This is a genomic window from Cellulomonas endophytica (assembly GCF_004123805.1).
Lineage (GTDB): Bacteria > Actinomycetota > Actinomycetes > Actinomycetales > Cellulomonadaceae > Cellulomonas > Cellulomonas endophytica.
Genome location: NZ_RWJX01000071.1, coordinates 1 through 18,015, shown reverse-complemented (window position 1 = coordinate 18,015; position 18,015 = coordinate 1). Strand labels below are relative to the sequence as shown.

General features: G+C 78.6%; 15 protein-coding genes, 1 pseudogene and 2 riboswitches. Of the genes and pseudogenes, 9 read left to right on the top strand and 7 right to left on the bottom strand.

Annotated features, from left to right (window positions below):
* Window positions 1-247: 247 nt before the first annotated feature.
* The 3 genes from modA to EJA20_RS15240 all read left to right on the top strand — a co-directional run bounded on the left by modA (window position 248) and on the right by EJA20_RS15240 (window position 3,789).
* Window positions 248-1,033 (top strand): molybdate ABC transporter substrate-binding protein, encoded by a 786-nt coding sequence (gene modA / locus EJA20_RS15250; protein WP_240675539.1) that lies wholly within the window; start codon window positions 248-250, stop codon window positions 1,031-1,033.
* A gap of 122 nt (window positions 1,034-1,155) precedes the next feature.
* Window positions 1,156-1,920, top strand: coding sequence for an ABC transporter permease (locus tag EJA20_RS15245; protein ID WP_205687533.1), 765 nt, complete (start codon window positions 1,156-1,158; stop codon window positions 1,918-1,920).
* 18 nt (window positions 1,921-1,938) lie between these two features.
* Window positions 1,939-3,789, top strand: a complete 1,851-nt coding sequence (locus EJA20_RS15240; protein WP_129339351.1) for an ATP-binding cassette domain-containing protein — start codon at window positions 1,939-1,941, stop codon at window positions 3,787-3,789.
* Window positions 3,790-3,819: 30 nt separating this feature from the next.
* Here EJA20_RS15240 and EJA20_RS15235 read toward each other — a convergent pair whose 3' ends face one another.
* Window positions 3,820-4,131 (bottom strand): DUF6457 domain-containing protein, encoded by a 312-nt coding sequence (locus EJA20_RS15235; RefSeq protein ID WP_129339350.1) that lies wholly within the window; start codon window positions 4,129-4,131, stop codon window positions 3,820-3,822.
* Between the two features lie 191 nt (window positions 4,132-4,322).
* Entirely contained in the window at window positions 4,323-6,197 is a 1,875-nt protein-coding gene (locus EJA20_RS15230) for a SpoIIE family protein phosphatase (RefSeq protein ID WP_129339349.1), read from the bottom strand.
* A 128-nt stretch (window positions 6,198-6,325) separates the two neighbouring features.
* Here EJA20_RS15230 and EJA20_RS15225 point away from each other — a divergent pair, with 128 nt between their 5' ends.
* The gene (locus EJA20_RS15225) at window positions 6,326-7,159 is read left to right on the top strand and encodes a glycerophosphodiester phosphodiesterase family protein (RefSeq protein WP_338068837.1); all 834 of its coding nucleotides are present in this window, start codon (window positions 6,326-6,328) and stop codon (window positions 7,157-7,159) included.
* A 65-nt stretch (window positions 7,160-7,224) separates the two neighbouring features.
* Here EJA20_RS15225 and EJA20_RS15220 read toward each other — a convergent pair whose 3' ends face one another.
* The 3 genes from EJA20_RS15220 to EJA20_RS15210 form a co-directional block, all read right to left on the bottom strand.
* Complete coding sequence (locus EJA20_RS15220; RefSeq protein ID WP_129339348.1) at window positions 7,225-7,521, bottom strand: WXG100 family type VII secretion target; 297 nt, start codon at window positions 7,519-7,521, stop codon at window positions 7,225-7,227.
* A 167-nt stretch (window positions 7,522-7,688) separates the two neighbouring features.
* Entirely contained in the window at window positions 7,689-8,957 is a 1,269-nt protein-coding gene (locus EJA20_RS15215; protein ID WP_129339347.1) for an O-succinylhomoserine sulfhydrylase, read from the bottom strand.
* On the bottom strand, window positions 8,954-9,412 hold the full coding sequence (locus EJA20_RS15210; RefSeq protein WP_129339346.1) for a rhodanese-like domain-containing protein: 459 nt from the start codon (window positions 9,410-9,412) through the stop codon (window positions 8,954-8,956). The genes EJA20_RS15215 and EJA20_RS15210 overlap by 4 nt, the downstream gene beginning before the upstream one ends.
* Window positions 9,413-9,423: 11 nt before the next feature.
* Window positions 9,424-9,521, bottom strand: a riboswitch (SAM riboswitch).
* Window positions 9,522-9,641: 120 nt separating this feature from the next.
* Window positions 9,642-9,757: riboswitch (SAM riboswitch) on the top strand.
* A 40-nt stretch (window positions 9,758-9,797) separates the two neighbouring features.
* On the opposite strand from EJA20_RS15210, the gene EJA20_RS15205 reads away from it, so the two are divergent.
* A complete protein-coding gene (locus tag EJA20_RS15205; RefSeq protein ID WP_420836440.1) occupies window positions 9,798-11,333 on the top strand; it encodes an aminotransferase class V-fold PLP-dependent enzyme in 1,536 nt (511 codons plus the stop codon).
* 223 nt (window positions 11,334-11,556) lie between these two features.
* Entirely contained in the window at window positions 11,557-12,846 is a 1,290-nt protein-coding gene (locus tag EJA20_RS15200; protein WP_129339345.1) for a glycosyltransferase, read from the top strand.
* Window positions 12,847-12,923: 77 nt separating this feature from the next.
* Here the strand turns inward: EJA20_RS15200 and EJA20_RS15195 are convergent, their stop codons facing one another.
* Window positions 12,924-13,826 carry an MOSC domain-containing protein gene (locus tag EJA20_RS15195; protein WP_205687532.1) on the bottom strand — a complete coding sequence of 301 codons (903 nt, stop codon included), beginning with the start codon at window positions 13,824-13,826 and terminating at the stop codon, window positions 12,924-12,926.
* 304 nt (window positions 13,827-14,130) lie between these two features.
* On the opposite strand from EJA20_RS15195, the gene EJA20_RS15190 reads away from it, so the two are divergent.
* Complete coding sequence (locus EJA20_RS15190; RefSeq protein ID WP_240675540.1) at window positions 14,131-15,615, top strand: SulP family inorganic anion transporter; 1,485 nt, start codon at window positions 14,131-14,133, stop codon at window positions 15,613-15,615.
* Between the two features lie 42 nt (window positions 15,616-15,657).
* On the opposite strand, the gene EJA20_RS15185 is transcribed toward EJA20_RS15190, so the two are convergent.
* Window positions 15,658-16,044: a MerR family transcriptional regulator gene (locus tag EJA20_RS15185; protein ID WP_129339342.1), complete on the bottom strand. Its 387-nt coding sequence runs from the start codon at window positions 16,042-16,044 to the stop codon at window positions 15,658-15,660.
* Between the two features lie 117 nt (window positions 16,045-16,161).
* Between EJA20_RS15185 and EJA20_RS15180 the strand changes: the two genes are divergently transcribed.
* Together EJA20_RS15180 and EJA20_RS15175 are read left to right on the top strand one after the other, a co-directional pair.
* On the top strand, window positions 16,162-16,902 hold the full coding sequence (locus EJA20_RS15180; RefSeq protein WP_420836439.1) for an MBL fold metallo-hydrolase: 741 nt from the start codon (window positions 16,162-16,164) through the stop codon (window positions 16,900-16,902).
* A 143-nt stretch (window positions 16,903-17,045) separates the two neighbouring features.
* A pseudogene (locus EJA20_RS15175) lies at window positions 17,046-18,015 on the top strand (hypothetical protein); the annotation flags it as partial.

The window sequence follows — 18,015 nt, the reverse complement described above, 5'->3', positions numbered from 1 at the left end:
TCGTCGGGGCCGGCGGCGGGCGGTGCCGCGGGCCCCGCGGCGTGCGCGGCGGCGGCGGCGCCCGGCGGCGCGGGGGGCGGGACGGTCGTCACCCGGCGAGCGTACGCACCACCGTCGGGCCCGGACCGCTTGACCGGCGGCGACGGCCGCTTGTTACGGTCCGGCGGTGACCCCCGGCCGGCGACGCGACCGTGGCCGGCCCGCGCCCGCGCGGCCCCGGGGGGTCCCCCCCGCCCTGCTGCTCCCCGTGGCGGTCGCGCTCCTCGCGGCGTGCGGGCCCGGGGCGGCCACCGGACCCGCCCTCGAGGGCCGGACGGGACCGGCCACGGCCGCGCCCGGGTCCCCCACCGGGCCCGAGGCGCTCACCGGCGAGCTCGTCGTGCTCGCGGCCGCCTCGCTCACGGAGGCGACGGCCGCGCTCGTCGACCGCTTCACCGCCGAGCACCCGGGGGTGACGGTGACGACGGGCTTCGGGGGCTCCTCGTCGCTGGCCGCGCAGCTCGTCGCCGGGGCGCCGGCCGACGTCTTCGTCGCCGCGAGCGCCGAGACCATGGCGCCCGTGACGGAGGCGTTCGGCGGCACCGCCCGGGTCGTCGCGCGCAACGTCCTCGAGCTCGTCGTGCCGGCGGGCAACCCCGGCGGCGTGACGGGCCTGGCGGACCTGGCGGACCCCGAACTGGCCGTCGCCCTCTGCGCCCCCGGGGTCCCCTGCGGCGCGGCGGCGGCCACGCTCCTGGCGTCGGCGGGCGTCACCGCCGCCCCCGACACCCTCGAGCGCGACGTGTCGGCGGTCCTGGCGAAGGTGCGGCTCGGCGAGGTCGACGCCGGGCTCGTCTACGCCACGGACGTGCGGCGCGGCGGCGACGCGGTCGAGGGCGTCCCCGTGCCGGGGGCCGAGGACGTCGTCAACGACTACCCCGCCCTCGTGCTGCCCGGTGCGGCGAACCCCGCCGCCGCGGAGGCCTTCGTCGCCCTCCTGCTCTCCGACGAGGGCCGGCGGGTGCTGCGCGACGCGGGCTTCCGGCCGCGGTGACCCCCGCCCCGAGGACCGGTCCCGGGCCGACCAGCGCCGGGGCGGCCGCGGACCGCCGACCGGGGCGGGCCTCGCGCCGACGGGCGCCCGCCCCCCGCCGACGCGCGCCCGCGCCGTGGGCGCTGCTCGTGCCCGCCGCGCTCGGTGCCGCCTTCCTCGTGCTCCCGGGCGTCGCGCTCGTCGCCGCCGCGCCGTGGTCGTCGCTGCCGGCGCAGCTCGCGCAGCCGGCCGTCCTCGACGCGCTCCGGCTGTCGCTGGTGACCGCGACGTCGGCCACGGCCGTCTGCCTCGTGCTCGGCGTGCCGCTGGCGTGGGTCCTCGCGCGCGTCCCGTTCCCGGGCCGCCGGCTCGTGCGCGCCCTCGTCACGGTGCCGCTGGTCCTGCCGCCCGTGGTGAGCGGCGTCGCGCTCCTGCTGCTGCTCGGCCGGCAGGGGCTGCTCGGGCGGCACCTCGACGCGTGGTTCGGCCTCACGCTGCCCTTCACCACGGCGGCGGTCGTCGTCGCCGAGGCCTTCGTCGCCCTCCCGTTCCTCGTCGTGGCGGTCGAGGGCGCCCTGGCCGGTGCGGACCGGCGGCTCGAGGGCGCCGCGGCGACCCTCGGCGCGTCGCGGCTCTACACGTTCCGGCGCGTGACGCTGCCCGCCGTGGCGCCGGGCGTCGCCGCCGGGGCGGTGCTGTGCTTCGCGCGCGCGCTCGGCGAGTTCGGCGCCACGATCACCTTCGCCGGCAGCTACCCCGGCACCACCCGCACCATGCCGCTGACGGTCTACCTGGCGCTCGAGACCGACCCCGAGGCCGCCGTCGCGCTGTCGCTCGTGCTGCTGCTCGTGTGCCTGCTCGTCCTCGTCGGGCTGCGCGAGCGCTGGCTCACCGGGACGCTGCGATGAGGCCGCGATGAGGCCGCGATGAGCCTGCGTGCGAGGGTGGTCCTGCGGCGCGGGTCGCTCCTCGTCGACGTCGACCTGCGCGTCGGGGACGGCGAGGTCGTGGCGCTCCTCGGCCCCAACGGCGCCGGCAAGACGACGCTGCTCGCGGCGGTCGCGGGGCTGGTGCCCCTCGAGGACGGCGAGGTGCAGGTCGCGGGCCGGGTGCTCGAGGCGCCCGGGCGCGCGCGCCGCGTGCCCGCCGAGGGCCGGCGCCTCGGCGTCGTGTTCCAGGAGGGGCTGCTCTTCGGCCACCTGACGGCGCGGGAGAACGTCGCGTTCGGGCTGCGGGCGCGGGGCACGGCGGCCGCGACCGCCCGGGCGCGGGCCGACACCGCCCTGGCCGCGCTCGGGGTCGGCGGCGTCGCGCACGCCCGCGCCGACCGGCTGTCGGGCGGCGAGGCGCAGCGCGTCGCGCTGGCGCGCGCGCTCGTCACGGAGCCGGACGCCCTCCTGCTCGACGAGCCCTTCGCCGCGCTGGACGCCACCGCGCGGCGGGAGGCCCGGGCCGTCGTGGCGGCCCGCGCGCGGGCCTTCGGCGGTCCCGTCCTCCTCGTCACGCACCTGCTCGCGGACGCCGCCGCGCTGGCCGACCGGGTCGTCGTCCTCGAGGGCGGGCGGGTCGTGCAGGAGGGCACGCCGGCGGAGGTGGCGCGGCGGCCGCGGACGCCCTGGGCCGCGCGGCTGGCGGGCGTGGACCTGCTCACCGGCACGGGGACGGGCGGCGACGGGGGCGTCCGGCTCGACGGCGGCGGGGTGCTCGCCGTCCCGGCGCCGCTCGCCGGGCCGCAGCTCGTCGCCGTGCCGCCGTCCGCCGTCCGGCTGGCCCGGGCGTCGGACGCGCCGGCACCCGCCGCCCCACCGGGGCCGGTCAGGCCGGCCGGGTCGGCCGGGTCACCCGCGCCGGCCGGGTCGGCCGGGTCGTCGGGAACCGTCGGGGAGCACGCCACGACGTGGCCGCGGGCGGCCGTCGGGTCCGTCGAGCAGCACGGCGAGCACTGGCACGTCGAGGTCCGCGCGGACGGCCGCACGCTGCGCGCCGAGCTGCCCGTCGACGACCTGGCGGACGCGCCCCTGCGGCTCGGCGATCCCGTCGCCGTGACGCTCCTGCCCGACCGGGTCCGGGTCTACCCCGCCGACGCGCTCCTCGCCGACACGGTCGTCGTCGTCCCGGCGGGCGGCACCTCGCGGCGGATGCACGGGGGCGCGGGCCGGCCGGACAAGACGCGCCTCCCGCTCGGGGACGGCACGGTGCTCGACCGGCTGCTGGCGGACCTGGCTCCCCTGCCCGTCGTCGTCGTGGGGCCCGCCCTCGACCCCCCGGTCGCGGCGGGGGCGCCCTCGAGCGCGCCCGGACCCGCCGCGGACCTGCGGTCCCCCGTGCGCACGTGCCGCGAGAGCCCGGTCGGCGGTGGGCCCCTCGCCGCGGTGGCCGCGGGCCTGGCCGCCGCGCTCGACGAGCGGCCGGGCACCCGCGTGCTCGTCGTCGTCGCCGGGGACCAGCCCTTCGCCGGCGTGGCCGTCCGCCGCCTCCTCGCGGCGCTGGCCGCGGCTCCCGGCGTCGACGCGGCCGTCGCCCTCGACGCGCAGGGGCACCCCCAGCCGCTCCTGGCGGCGCTGCGCGTGGCCGCCGTGCGGGCCCGCCTCCTGGACGACCCCGCCGCCGTCGTCGACGCCCCCGCCCGCCGGCTGCTCGCCGACCTGCGGACCGTGCCCGTGCCCGTGAGCGACGACGAGGGCCTCGACCTCGACCGCCCCGAGGACCTCGACCGGGCCCGCGCCCGGGAGGCCGCGGCCCGCCGCGGCGTGCCGCCCGCACGTCTCGACGGCTGACGAGGGGACGTCCGGACCGGGTGCCCGGTCTCAGCCGGCCGGCGGCGCCCACCCCGCGACGAGGCGGTCGACCACGAGGAGGCGCTCGCGCACGGCCGCCTCCAGCCGGTCCGGCGACGCCCCCTCCCCCACGGCCGCGCCGGCCGCGAGCCCGACGAGCATCGCCGTCAGCGGTGCGCCCGGGCGCACGACGTCGTGCGCGACGTCCCGCACCCGGTCGAGCACCGGGCCGGTCACGGCGGCGACGACCGCGCGGTCGAGGCCGAGCGCGGGGCACACGAGGTCCAGCCACCGCTCGAGGTCGCCGCCGACGGGGGTGCGCGAGGGACCGGTGGACGGCACGTGGTCGGGGGACGGCACAGGGTCGGGGGACGGCACCGGCGGGACGGACGGCGCCCGGCCCCCTTCCGTCGGCGCACTCCCCGTGGGCTCAGCACGGTCGCCCGCGCGCGCCGCGGGGCGACCCGCTCGGGCCTGCGCCTCGTCGCCGACCCGCCGGCGGAGGTCCTGGTCGGGGCGCGGGAGGTGCTCGTTCATGCCGTCCGCCCCCCGGTGGTCCCGTGGTCCGGTCGTCGGGTGCGGTCCGTGCCCTCCGGGCCGGGCGGGCCGTCCCCGCCCACCCCGGCGGGGTCGGGCACCCCGCCGACGAGGGCCGGCACGACGGGCCCGGCACCGGGGGTGCCGGCGGGGGTGACGACGGGGGTGACGACGGGGGTGACGACCTGAACGGCCGGGTCGACGCGGTACACGACGAGCGCCACGTCGTCGGCGCCGCCGGCGGGCACGAGCCGTGCGAGGAGGGCGTCGGCGACGGCCGCGGGTTCCCGGCCGCCCAGGGTGCGCAGCACCTCCTCGAGCCGGCGCAGCCCGGCCTGCAGACCCTCGCCCCGCCGCTCGACGAGCCCGTCCGTGTACAGCACGACGATCTCGCCGGCCGTGAGCGGCTCCGTCACCTGGGTGCGCGGGGCCACGTCGAGCCCGAGGGACGCCCCGCGCGCGCCGGCCAAACGCCGCGTCGAGCCGTCGAGTGCGAGGACGACCGGCGGCAGGTGCCCCGCGGCCGCGTAGGTGACCGAGCGCGCGGCGGGGTCGACGACGGCGCAGAACACCGTGGTGAGCTCCGCCCCGGGCAGGGTGCGCGCGAAGCGGTCGAGGCCGTCGACGGCGGCGACCGGCCGGGGGTCCTCCAGGAGGAGGGCGCGCGCGGCGCTGCGCAGCTGGCCCATGCGGGCGGCCGCGTCGAGCCCGTGCCCCACGCAGTCCCCCACGACGAGGCCCTGCCGCCCGCCCGGGAGGTCCACCACGTCGTACCAGTCGCCGCCGACGGCCAGGTCACCGGTCGCCGGGCGGTACCGGCTCTCGATGCCGGCCGCGCTCGACGTCTCGGGGAGGATCGCCGCCTGCAGCACGTCGCTCACCTGCCGCAGCCGCGCGACCTCGCGCCCGTGGCGGACGGTGCTGCTCACCGCCCACGCGACCTGCTCGGCCAGGAGCCCGAGGAACGTGCGGGCGGAGGCGTCGAACGGCCGCAGCGGGCTCGCCGTGAGCACGACGGCGCCGGAACCGCCGGCCTCGGGCCGGGCGATCGACCGGTCCGGCGTCAGCGCGGCGACGAGCGGTGCGACGAGCGTCCGCCCGACCGTCCGTGGCACCCGCGACGCCGCCACCTCCGACAGCAGCCCCGGGTCGACCGGGGCGAGGTGGTCCGGCCCGCCGCCGCCGCCCGACGACCCGCCGCCGGGGGCGGTCCCCGACGAGCCGAGCCGCATCAGCCGGCCCCCCTCGTCGAGCAGGTGCAGCTCGACGGCCTCGACGTCGGGCGAGCCGCGCAGCACGGCGAGCGTGCGCCGGGCCACGGCGCCGAGGTCGCCCTGGGCCGCGGTGAGGGCCGACGACAGCTCGCCCAGCAGGGCGGTGCGCCGCCGCTGCACCACCTGCGCCGTCGTCTCGGACACGATGTCGAGCAGCCCCCGGACGACCTCGTCGGCGTCCCGGATGGGGCTGAAGGAGAAGGTGAAGAACGCCTCCTCGACCAGCCCGGAGCGCTCCACCAGCAGGCGCTGGTCCTCCGACCACGTGGGCCGGCCCTCGTCGAGCACCGTGCGCACGAGCGGCGCGAGGTCCTCACGGATCTCGGCCCACACCTCGAGCAGCGGCGCACCCAGCGCGCCCGGGTGCTTGTCCGTGCCCAGCATCCGCCGGTAGCCGTCGTTGTAGATCATCGTGAGCTCCGGGCCCCAGGTCACGAGCACCGGGAACCGGGTCGACAGGCACATCTCGACCGTGGTCCTCAGCGCGATCGGCCAGGCCGAGGGGGCGCCGAGCGGTGTCGTCCCCCAGTCGACCTCGCGCATGAGCAGGCCCGTGGCGCTGCCGGCGGTCGCGCGCACGAACCAGGGCGTCCTCACGGCGCTGAGGCTAGGTCCCCGGACGGGGACGCCGCAGGTCGAGCGGCGGCGACGGGACGCCGACCCCCTGCCCGGTGGCCCGCGCGGCCGGGCTGGACAGGGCCGGGCGGCCGCACCACGCTCGGCGCGTGCCCCGTCCGACCGTCGACCCCGGCGTCCCCCTCCCCGACGACGGCCGGGGACCGGCGTACCTGCGCACGCGGCACGGGGTCGTCGCGCTGGCGCACCGCGGGTTCGACCGCACCGGCCGGGAGAACTCGCTCGCGGCCTTCGCCGCCGCCCGGGCCCTCGGCTTCGAGCACGTCGAGACCGACGCGCACGCGACGGCCGACGGCGTGGCCGTGGCGCTGCACGACGCGCTCCTCGACCGCACCACCGACGCCCGCGGGGCGGTCGCGGCCCTGCCGTGGGACGTCGTCCGGCGCGCGCGGATCGGCGGGACGGAGCCCGTGCCGGCCCTGGAGGACCTGCTGGGCCTCTTCCCCGACCTGCGGGTGAACGTCGACGTGAAGGCGGCGGCCGCCGCGGGGCCGACGGCCCGGGCCGTCGAACGCACGCGGGCGCACGACCGCGTGTGCCTCACCTCCTTCAGCAGCCGCCGCCGGCGCCGGGCCCTCGCCGGGCTGAGCCGCCCGGTCGCCACCTCCGCCGGGCAGGCGGAGGTCGTCGCCTTCCTCGCCGCCGCCCGGCTGGCGCCCCCGGCCCTGCGCACCGCCGCCGTGCGGGCCGCGCTGCGGGGCGTGGACTGCCTCCAGGTCCCGGAGCGGTCCGGGGCGGTGCCCGTCGTCGACGCCCGGACGCTCGCCGCCGCCCACGCGGCCGGCCGCCCCGTGCACGTCTGGACGGTCAACGGGGCCGCCGACATGCACCGCCTCCTGGACCTCGGGGTCGACGGGCTCGTCACCGACCGCGCCGACGTGCTGCGCGCGGTGCTCCTCGAGCGGGGCGCCTGGGGCGGGTAGCGCCGGGGGTCCGTCGTGCGCAGGCGGCCCACCGGGCCGTGCCCGGCGCGGCCGCCCCGCACGGCCTACCCGCGCAGGGCGGCCGCGAGCTGGCCGTCGAGGTCCTCGTAGGTCGTCGCCGTCGTGCGCAGGAACTGCCCCAGACCCGTGAGGCCCTGGACCACGTCCGTCGCACCCCGGGAGTACTGCCGGTAGGCCTCGCCGAACGCGACGGACGCCTGGTCCGTGACGAAGCCGGAGACCACGAGGCCCTCGATGCCCGCCGACAGTTCCGCCAGCACGCCCATCACCTGCTCCTGCCCCGCCGCCAGACGCGTCGCCGCGTCCCGCAGGTCGCCGTACGTCACCGAGAGGTTCGCCATGCCGGTCCCCGTCCTGCCGTGCGCGGGCGCTGCGCCCGCCGCCACCCGCGGGTCCCTCCCGCGGTGCGCGCAGGCTAGGGCGGGGCGGGTCCGGCGCGACGGCCGTCGTCCACAGGCCGCCTCACGGCCCCGTAGGAGGGCGCGCCGGGGCCCTGCTCGACCGCCCGTCAGGCCCCGAGGCCGTCCAGCGCGCGCGCCAGGTCGGTCCGCAGGTCCTCCACGTCCTCCAGCCCGACGGACAGCCGCACGGTCGCCTCGCCGATGCCCACCGCCGCGCGGCCGGCGACGCCGAGGCGCCGGTGCGTCGTCGTGGCCGGGTGCGTGACCAGGCTCTTCGCGTCCCCGAGGTTGTTCGAGATGTCGACGACCCGCAGCCCGTCGAGCACGGTGAACGCCGTCTTCTGCGCCGCCTCCGGCGGGGCGCCCTCGGGCACCCGCAGGGTGAACGTCACGACGGTGCCGCCCGCCTCCTGCTGGGCGAGGGCCAGCGCGTGCTGGGGGTGCGACTCCAGGTACGGGTAGCGCACCTCGGCCACCGCGGGCTGCTCCTCGAGCCAGCGCGCGAGGGTCAGAGCCGAGGCGCTCTGGTGCCGCACGCGCAGCGCCATCGTCTCCAGGCCCTTGAGCAGCACCCAGGCGTTGAACGGCGACAGCGACGGCCCCGTGTGCCGCAGGAACGTCTCGACGGGCCCGCGGACGAACGCGCTGCTGCCGAGGATCGCGCCGCCGAGCACGCGGCCCTGGCCGTCCATGTGCTTCGTCGCCGAGTAGACGGTGACGTCGGCGCCGAGGGCGAGCGGCCGGGACAGCACGGGGGTGGCGAAGACGTTGTCCACGACGACGGTCGCCCCCGCCGCGTGCGCGAGCGCGCTCACCGCGGCGATGTCGACCATGTCCTGCATGGGGTTCGACGGCGTCTCGAAGAACACGACGTCGGCCGGGGTGGCCAGGGCGGCCTCCCACTCCTCGAGGCGGTGCCCGTCCACGTAGTCCGTGCGCACGCCCCACTTCGCCAGGATCTCGTCGAGGATCACGACGGTGGAGCCGAAGAGGGCGCGCGCCGCGACGACGCGCGACCCGGAGCGCACGAGCGCCGCGAGCGCGGTGAAGACGGCCGACATGCCCGTGGCGGTGGCGTAGCAGGCCTCGGCGCCGTCGAGCAGCCGCAGGCGCTCCTCGAACGTGGCCACCGTGGGGTTGGCGTAGCGGGAGTACATGAACCGGTCGACCTCGCCGGCGAACGCCGCCTCCGCCTGCGCGGCCTCGTCGTAGACGTACCCCTGGGTGAGGAACAGCGCCTCGGAGGTCTCGCCGACGGGCGTGCGGACCGTGCCGCCGCGCACCGCCAGCGTCGCGGGGCCGAGCTCCTCGCGCGGCAGCCCCTCGTCCCAGTGCCGGGGCCCGGGGACGGACGGGCGGCCCCCGCCGGCGCTCACGCCTGCCGCCACGGCAGGCCCGCCGCACGCCAGCCCGCGTGCCCGCGGTGCCCGTCGGGCCCCACGTCGCCCTCGAAGCCCTCGAGCACGTTGAGCGCGTGCGTCAGGCCGAGGCGCGTCGCCGCGGTCGCCGCCGCGACGGACCGGACGCCGGACCGGCACAGGAAGAGGACCGGGCGGTCCGTGCCCTCGCCGACCGCCGCCCGCAGCGCGTCGGGGAAGGCCGTGTTGGGCCGGCCGCCGGGGTAGCCGACCCACTCGAGCAGGAGGGTCCGGGCGCCGCCGCCCTCGAGCGCCGCCGTGTCGGGCACGCCGACGTAGCGCCACTCGGCGTCGGTGCGCACGTCGACGAGGAGCGCGCGCGGGTCGTCCTGCAGCAGGCGCCAGGCCTCCTGCGGACTCACGTCGCCGGCGTAGGCGCGGCCTGCGCCGTCAGCCGTGGGGTCGGTGGTCATGGGGGTGCCCTCCTCCATCGTCTCTGGCGGGAGCACCCTGCGCCGACGGGGTCGGACCGGGTTGCTGCGGCGTCGTCGAGCCAGATCTCTCGGCCGCTCTGGATGGTCGCGGCGATCGTAGGGCACCACGGCGTCCCTGCCGAGGGCCGTCCGTCCCGAGGCGTGGACGGCCCGCCCGGATGGTGGACATCCGTTGACACCCCCGAGCGCCCTCCACCACCCTCGTGGAGGTCATGAGTGCCAGCGCGAAGCCCCGGCTCGCTGGCCGGCAACCCTCCCACCGCGGCGGGGTGCCCCGGGTGACGACACGGTCGACCGCCGCCCGGCGGTCGGCAAGCGCGGGTGGGCCCGGAGGGGCTCCCCCACCGTCCTGAGGGAGCTCCCTGTGCCGACGTCCGTGCAGACCCGTCCCGAGCCCGTCGCCGCGCCCGGCGTCGCGTGTCCTCCCGCCGCCGCCCCGGACGGCGCGTCGACGGGAACCGCCACCGGGCCCGCGTCCGCCGGGGCGGCGCCCGCCGAGCACGCGTCCGCCGGGACCGCGTCCGCCGAGAACGCGGACGACCGCCCGGGCGAGCGACCGCTCCTCGCCCTCGTCGGCGCCACCACGCCCGTCCCCCTGCTCGACGGCACCAGCCGCCCCTACACGAACCTCGACAACGCCGCGTCCACGCCGGCCCTCGAGGCGGTCGCCACCCGGGTCCAGGAGGTGCTGCCGCTCTACGCGTCGGTGCACCGCGGCGCGGGCTACCTCTCGCAGCTGTCGACCGCCCTGTACGAGGGCTCGCGCCGGACGATCGCGGAGTTCGTCGACGCGCGGCCCGACGACGTCGCGGTCCTCACCCGCAACACCACGGACTCGCTCAACCTGCTGGCGGGCTGCGTGCCCCCCGGCGGCCGGGTCCTCGTGCTCGACCTGGAGCACCACGCGAACCTGCTCCCCTGGCTGGGCGACGAGGACGACCACGACCGGCCCCGCGCGACCGTCCTTCCGGCCGCCCCCACCGTGGCCGGGACGCTCGCCGCGATCCGGGACGAGCTGGCCCGCGCGCCGTACGCACTGCTCGCGATCACGGGGGCGTCGAACGTCACCGGCGAGGCGCTGCCCCTGCCCGAGGTCGTGACCCTCGCGCACGCGGCGGGCACCCGCGTCGTCGTCGACGGCGCGCAGCTCGTCCCCCACCGGCGCGTGTCGCTGGCGGGGACCGACGTCGACTGGATCGCCTTCTCCGGCCACAAGACCTACGCGCCCTTCGGCGCCGGGGCGCTCGTGGGCCGGCGGGACTGGCTCGACGAGGGCCGTCCCCACCTCGCCGGCGGCGGCGCCGTCCGCGACGTCCGCACCGACGGCGCCACCTGGCACCCGGCACCCGCCCGCCACGAGGCGGGGTCGCCGAACGTGCTCGGCGCCGTCGCGCTCGCGCAGGCCTGCGAGACCCTCGCCGCCCTGCCCGAGGGCGCGCTGCACGCGCACGAGACGGCGCTGCGCGAGCACCTCGTCGCCGGGCTCGCGTCCGTCGACGGCGTCCGGGTCGCCCGGCTCTGGGAGGACGCCGCCGACCCCGTCGGGGTCGTCACGTTCACCGTGCCCGGCCACGACCCGGGCCTCGTGGCCGCCTACCTGTCCGCCGAGCACGGCATCGGGCTGCGGGACGGCCGGTTCTGCGCGCACCCCCTGCTCGCCCGGCTCGGCGCGAGCGGTGGCGCGCTCCGCGCCTCCGTCGGGGTCGGCTCGACGCTCGCCGACGTCGACCGCCTCGTCGCGGGGCTGCACGGCTTCCTCGCGGACGGCCCGGGCACGCGGTACGCCGTCGTCGACGGCTGCTGGACCGTCGCGCAGGACACCCGCCCGGCCCCGACGGGGTACGGCGTCGACGCGATCGCGGCCACCGCCGCGGCCGCCTGCGGTCCCGCTCCGGCATGATACCTCCACCCCGCCCCCTGCCGGACCGGACGGGGGCGGGGGCACGGGCGCGGCTGGTCGCGGCGCCCGCCGAGCCGGCCGGCGCCGCGACCGGGGCACCGCGGCTCGGGCGTCCGCGCCCCGGCGTCGCGTGCCGCAGCCGCCCCGGGATGGCCGCCGCCCGGTCACCACCCCGTCACCGGGGCGTCGGCCGGGCGTCGACGGGCAGCGGTGTGCTGGCACCGTGCGCGTCGCCCTCGTCTCGGAGTCGTTCCTCCCCCACGTCAACGGCGTCACCGGCTCCGTGGTCCGGGTGCTCGAGCACCTCGCCCGCGCGGGCCACGACGCGACCGTCCTGGCGCCCGGCACGCCGCCGGGGCGCGTGCACGGCGCGCGGGTCGTCCCGCTGCGGTCCGTCCCGCTCCCCGGCCTCGGACCGTTCCGGCTCGGGCTGCCGACCGCCCGCGAGCTGGCGCGCGAGCTCGCGGCCTTCGCGCCGGACGTCGTCCACCTCGCCTCGCCGTTCGCCACCGGCGGGCCGGCGGTGCGTGCCGCCGGCCGCCTCGGGCTCCCCGTGGTGGCCGTCTACCAGACGGACGTCGCCGGCTTCGCCGAGCGCTACGGCCTGTCCGCGGCGGCCGACGCCGCCTGGTGGCACGTCCGGGCGGTGCACGGCGCCGCGGACCTCACCCTCGCGCCGTCCCGCATCGCGGCCGCCGCGCTGACCGACCACGGCATCGACCGCGTCCGGCTCTGGCCCCGCGGCGTCGACACGGCGGCGTTCTCGCCGGCTCACCACGACCCGGCGCTGCACGCACGGCTCGCGCCGGGCGGCGGGGTGCTCGTGGGCTACGTCGGCCGCCTGGCCGCCGAGAAGCAGCTGGAGGACCTGCGGGCGCTCGACGGCCTGCCCGGGGTGCGGCTCGTGGTCGTCGGGGAGGGGCCGGCGCGGCCGGCCCTGGAACGCGCGCTGCCCGGGGCGCGGTTCCTCGGCCTGCGCACCGGCGCGGACCTGTCGCGCCTCGTCGCGACGCTGGACGTGGCGGTCCAGACCGGCCCGCACGAGACGTTCTGCCAGTCGGCCCAGGAGGCGATGGCGGCCGCCGTGCCCGTCGTGGCGGTCGGGGCCGGCGGCGTCGCGGAGCTCGTCGACCCCAGCCGGACGGGCTGGCTCTACCCGCCGGGCGACCTCGCGGTCCTGCGTGCGCGGGTGGCCGACCTCGCCGGGGACCCCGCCAAGCGGCGCGCCATGGGCCGGGCGGCGCGGCGGGCCGTCCGGGCGCGGACCTGGCCCGTCGTCGGGGAGCAGCTGCTCGGCCACTACGACGAGGCGCGCGCCCGGCACTCCGCCCGCCGCACGTCCGCCCCCGACCCGGCCGCCCGTCGCCCGTCCCCCTCCGACCCGGCCGCCCGTCGCCCGTCCCCCTCCGACCCGGACGCCCGTCGCCCGTCCTCCCGCGGCCCGTCCTCCCCCGGCCCGTCCTCCCCCGGCCGCGGTGCGACCTCGCACCCCGGCGCCACCCCTTCGCGCTGAGGGGGACGGCGCGGACCGCGGCGCCCGTGCTCGACGCGGGCTCGCGGACGGCGGCGGCGCGGCGCCGTCCGCGGAGGTCACGCCCCGGAGGACGGCGCCGCGACGGGCGCCCGCGGCTCGAGCACGACCGGGTCCCCGGGCCGCACCACGCCCCCGTCCCGGACCAGCGCGTAGACCCCCATGCGCGCGTGGCCGTAGTGCTCGCGGAGCAGCCGCGGGACCGGCAGGTCCCGACGTCCCGAGCCCGGCTCCACCTCCGTGGCGGCGCACCGGCCCGTCTCCTGCACCACCTCCAGGCGGGCGCCGCCGACCCGCAGCGTCCGTCCGACCCACCCCGCCTCCGCGAAGGGCGCCGGGCCGTCGAGGTGGACGTTGGCGCGGAACCGCAGGGGGTCGACCGGGCTCCCCGCCCGTGCCGCCAGGTCGGCGACCGACGCCAGGTTGAGCAGGGAGACGGCCTCCATGAGCTCCGGGCCGTCCACCGCCGCGTCCGTGAACCTCAGCCCCGGCTCGTGGGCGACGACCGGCGTGGTCCCGTCGGCCAGGCCGAGGACCCGGGCGACGAAGCGGCCCGCCGCCGCACGCCCCTGGTCGGTCGCGAGGTCCGCGCGCAGGGTCGGGGCTCCGTCGTCCTCGAGCGTGAGGACGGTGCCGTCCAGGCGGGTCCGCAGGCGGGCGAGGACCTCGTCGCGCACGAGCACGTGGAACTGGTTCTTCGGCAGCGGCCGGTCGGCCCCGGGGCGGTAGCGCCCGTCGGCACGGGCGAGGGCCCACAGCCGGTCGTCCGGCACCCCGCGCCCCGGTGCGAGCACGACCCGGTCCAGCACCCGCGGCCCGAGGCCCTTCACCGGGAAGGCCGTCACGTCGGCGACCCGGCCGACGAGCCTGCCCCCGCCGCCGGTGGCGTCCTCGGTGGCGTCCTTGGTGGCGTCCTCGGCGGCGACCTCGTCGTCGGGCTGCGGACGGGGCGGGGCGGGCACCCGGCCGATGCTAGGCCGTCCCCGGGACCGCCCCGGCAGCCCGAACCCTCGGGCTACCCTAGGGTCCGGACGGGCGGCGTCCGTCCGAGGTCGGGACACCCGCCGGGGGCCGCCTGCCGGCCCTCCCCCGCAAGCGTCCCGCCCACCGCCCGCACGCACCGCACCGGTCGCGCGCGCCCGCACCTGCGTCGCACCTCCCCACCGCACGCACCTACCGCACCCCGGAGCGCCCGTGGCGAGCCCGCCCCCACCCGCCCTGCCGCCCGCCCAGCCGCCCGTCGGCGAGCCCGACGTCCTCGAGCGCATCCGTCGCCGGTCCGACGACGTGACGAGCGTGCGACGGGCCCTGCGCTCGCCCGCCCGGCTGCGCACGGAGGTGCTGGCAGGGCTCGTCGTGGCGCTCGCGCTCATCCCCGAGGCCATCTCGTTCTCGATCATCGCGGGGGTCGACCCGCGGGTCGGCCTGTTCGCCTCGTGCACGATGGCCATCACCATCGCGTTCCTCGGCGGGCGGCCGGCGATGATCTCGGCCGCGACGGGCGCGGTGGCCCTCGTCGTGGCACCCCTGGCCCGCGAGCACGGGCTCGACCACCTCGTCGCGGCCGTGCTCCTCGGCGGCGCGCTCCAGGTGGTCCTCGCGCTGCTCGGGGTGGCCCGGCTCATGCGGTTCGTGCCGCGGAGCGTGATGACGGGCTTCGTCAACGCCCTCGCCATCCTCATCCTCGTCGCCCAGGTCCGGCACCTCGTCGACGTGCCCCTGGCGGTCCCGCTCCTCTTCGTCGCGGGCCTCGTCGTCATCGTCGGGCTGCCGCGCCTCACGACCGCCGTGCCGGCACCCCTCGTCGCGATCGTCGGGCTGACCCTGCTCACCGTGCTGGGCGGGATCGCCGTCCCGACGGTCGGCGACGAGGGCGCGCTCCCCGACGCGCTGCCCGTGCTCGGCCTGCCCGAGGTGCCGCTGACGCTCGACACCCTGCGCCTGATCGGGCCCTACGCGGTCGGCATCGCCCTCGTCGGGCTGCTGGAGTCGCTCCTGACGGCCCAGCTCGTCGACGACGTGACCGACACCCGCTCCCACCCCACCCGCGAGGCCTGGGGGCAGGGCGGCGCCAACATCGTCACCGGCCTGTTCGGCGGCATGGGCGGCTGCGCGATGATCGGCCAGACGATGATCAACGTCCGGGTCTCCGGTGCCCGCACCCGGATCAGCACCTTCCTGGCCGGCGCGTTCCTGCTCGTGCTCGTCGTGGCGCTCGACGACGTGGTGGCCCGCATCCCCATGGCGGCCCTCGTCGCCGTGATGGTGGTCGTCGCGGTGAGCACGTTCGACCGGCACAGCGTGCGTCCGTCGACCCTGCGGCGCATGCCCCTGTCCGAGACCGCCGTCATGGTGGTGACCGTCGTCGTGACCGTCGCGACCGGGAACCTCGCGATCGGGGTCGTCACCGGCGTCGTCACGGCCACCGTGCTCTTCGCCCGCCGGGTGGCGCACCTGACGACCGTCGTCGACGTCCCCCACCCGGACCCGGGCACCCGCGCCTACGCGGTGCGCGGCGCCCTGTTCTTCGCCTCGAGCAACGACCTGGTGCACCAGTTCGACTACGCCGGCGACCCGCCGCGCGTCGTCGTCGACCTCTCCGCGGCGCAGGTGTGGGACGCCTCGTCCGTCGCCGCCCTCGAGGCCGTGCGGACGCGGTACGCCGCCCGCGGCACGACCCTCGAGCTCGTCGGGATGGACGACGCCAGCGCGGCCCGGCACGCCCGGCTGGCCGGGCACCTCGGGGGCTGAGCGGTCGGGCGCCGACGCGTGCACGGTGCACCCGGCGCGGCGCTACTGGGAGCGCAGCAGGCCGATGAACTCGTCGGCCATCGCGAGCTGCGTCTCGAGCTTCGTCCGCCGCTGCTCCGCCTCCGTGACCACCTCCGCCAGGCGCGCACGCAGCGCGCGCGCCCGGTCCGCGCCGGCCGTCGGCAGCTCCTCGACGACCGCCATCACGTCGGCCATCTCCTCGAGGGAGAAGCCCAGGGGCTTCATGCGCCGGATGACGAGGAGGCGCGAGAGGTCGTCCTCCGTGTAGAGGCGGAAGCCGCCGTCGCTGCGCACCGAGGGCTTGAGCAGACCGACCTCGTCCCAGTGCCGCAGGGTGTGCAGCGACAGCCCGGCGCGCTCCGCGAGCTCGCCGATCTGCATCGTCCGTCCGTCCCGGGCGTCCTCCATCCGGACAGTCTCCCCCGTCGCGGCCCCGGTCCGCGGCGACGACGCGCGCGACCCGGCGGGCGGCCCTAGCGTCGGAGCCCCGGCCGCTCCCCCGCGGACGACGACGAGAGGCCCATCGTGCTGACCCAGGTCGCCGACGGCGTGCACCGCCTCGAGCACGCCCACGTCAACGTCTACCTCGTCGAGGACGAGACGGGCCTCCTGCTCGTCGACACGGGGCTGCCCGGCGCGTGGCGCGCCCTCGGCGAGGCCCTCCGGACGCTGGGCCACCGCCCGCGCGACGTCGTCGCCGTCGTCCTCACGCACGCGCACTTCGACCACACGGGGAACGTCGCCCGCCTGCGCGCGACCCTGGACGTCCCGGTCCTCGCGCACCCCGGCGACCACTGGATCGCCGCGCACCCCTACCGCTACGCGCACGAGAACCCCCGCGCGCTGTACCCCGTCCGCCACCCGGCCGCGCTGCCCATCCTCGGGTCCGTGCTCGCCGCGGGCGCGTGGCGCGTCCCGGGTGTCGAGGGGCTCGACGACCTCGACCCGGGCGCCGATCTCCCGCTGCCGGGCAGCCCGCGCGTCGTGTTCTCACCCGGCCACACCTTCGGCCACTGCGCCCTGCACCTGCCCTCGCGCGACGTCCTCCTCACCGGGGACGCCCTCGTCACCCTCGACCCCTACACCGGCGGGCGTGGGCCGCAGCTCGTCGCCGGCGCCGCCACCGCCGACTCGCTCCTCGCCCTGCGCTCCCTCGACGCCCTCGCCGCCACCGGGGCCGGGACCGTCCTCCCGGGGCACGGCGAGCCCTGGACCGAGGGCATCCGCGCCGCCGTCGACGAGGCGCGGGCCGTCGGGGCGCACTGACCCGGGGACGCCGGCGGCCATCTTTCCCGTCGCGAGCCGCCCACAGCCCCCCGATTCTCGCCATTGTTTGCCGTATCACCCGATCGGTTGGGGATATTCGACGAGCATTCTGCGGTGGCCCTTCCTCCCCTAGAATCGTGCACATGTTCGAGGCGAGCGGGGCGGTGGCAGCGGCCGGGGAGACATCCCCGCGGCTCGAGGCCCTCGTCGTCCGCCCTGCTCACGAACCGTGCTCGACGAGGAACGGCGACTCCGATACGACGGAGAAGCGGTACGGAGAAGCTGCCGACGACGGTCTTCTCGTCGGTCAGGACGCCGCCGACGGGTGCCGCGAGGAATGGGGCCGCGACATCCCGGAGACGTCGCCGGTACCCGCCGCGTCCGCTGGTGCGTCGACGAGGGTGCTGCGTCCCGGCGACGACGCTGCCGCTGACACCGTGGCTGACGCTGCCGCTGACACCGTGGCCGACGAGGTCGCGGCGGCGTCGGCATGCGTGCACGAGGCGCTGGCGGTGCTGCGTCGGTTGGATGCGGTGGTGCGGGCGCCGGAGTCCTGGCCGGGGGCGCAGCGCACCTCGTTGCTGGCCGGGGTGGAGCGGGTGCGGGCGGCGTTGGTCGGTCCGGCGTCGCGGGTGCTGCTGGCGCACCGGGACACCCCGTCGCCGCGTCGTCCGGGTCAGGGGGCAGCCACCGCGGTGGTGGCCGCGGTGACGCGGGTGGACGAGGTCGAGGTCAGGAAGCAGCTGTCCCAGGGGGAGGCGTTGGCGGACATGCCGTCGGTCGCCCGCGACGTGACCGAGGGTCTGATGCCGGTGGGGCACCTGACCGTGCTCGCGCAGGTCCGTGACCGCGCCTCGGGCGTGGTGCGAGAGTGGTTGGCGTCCGCGGCTGGGCAGGAGACGGTGACGGCGCTGGCCCGGTTGCACGAGGTGCGCGCGTTCCGCCGGGCGCTGGTGGAGCGGGTCGCGGCGATCGACCCGCCCGCGCTGGAGGCCGACCACCAGGGGCAACGCCGCGCCCGGTCCCTCGTGCTGTCGGACCGCCCGGACGGGACCCACCTGCGGGGGCGGATCGACCTGATGGCCGGCGCCCGCCTGCGCCGGGCCTTGGAGG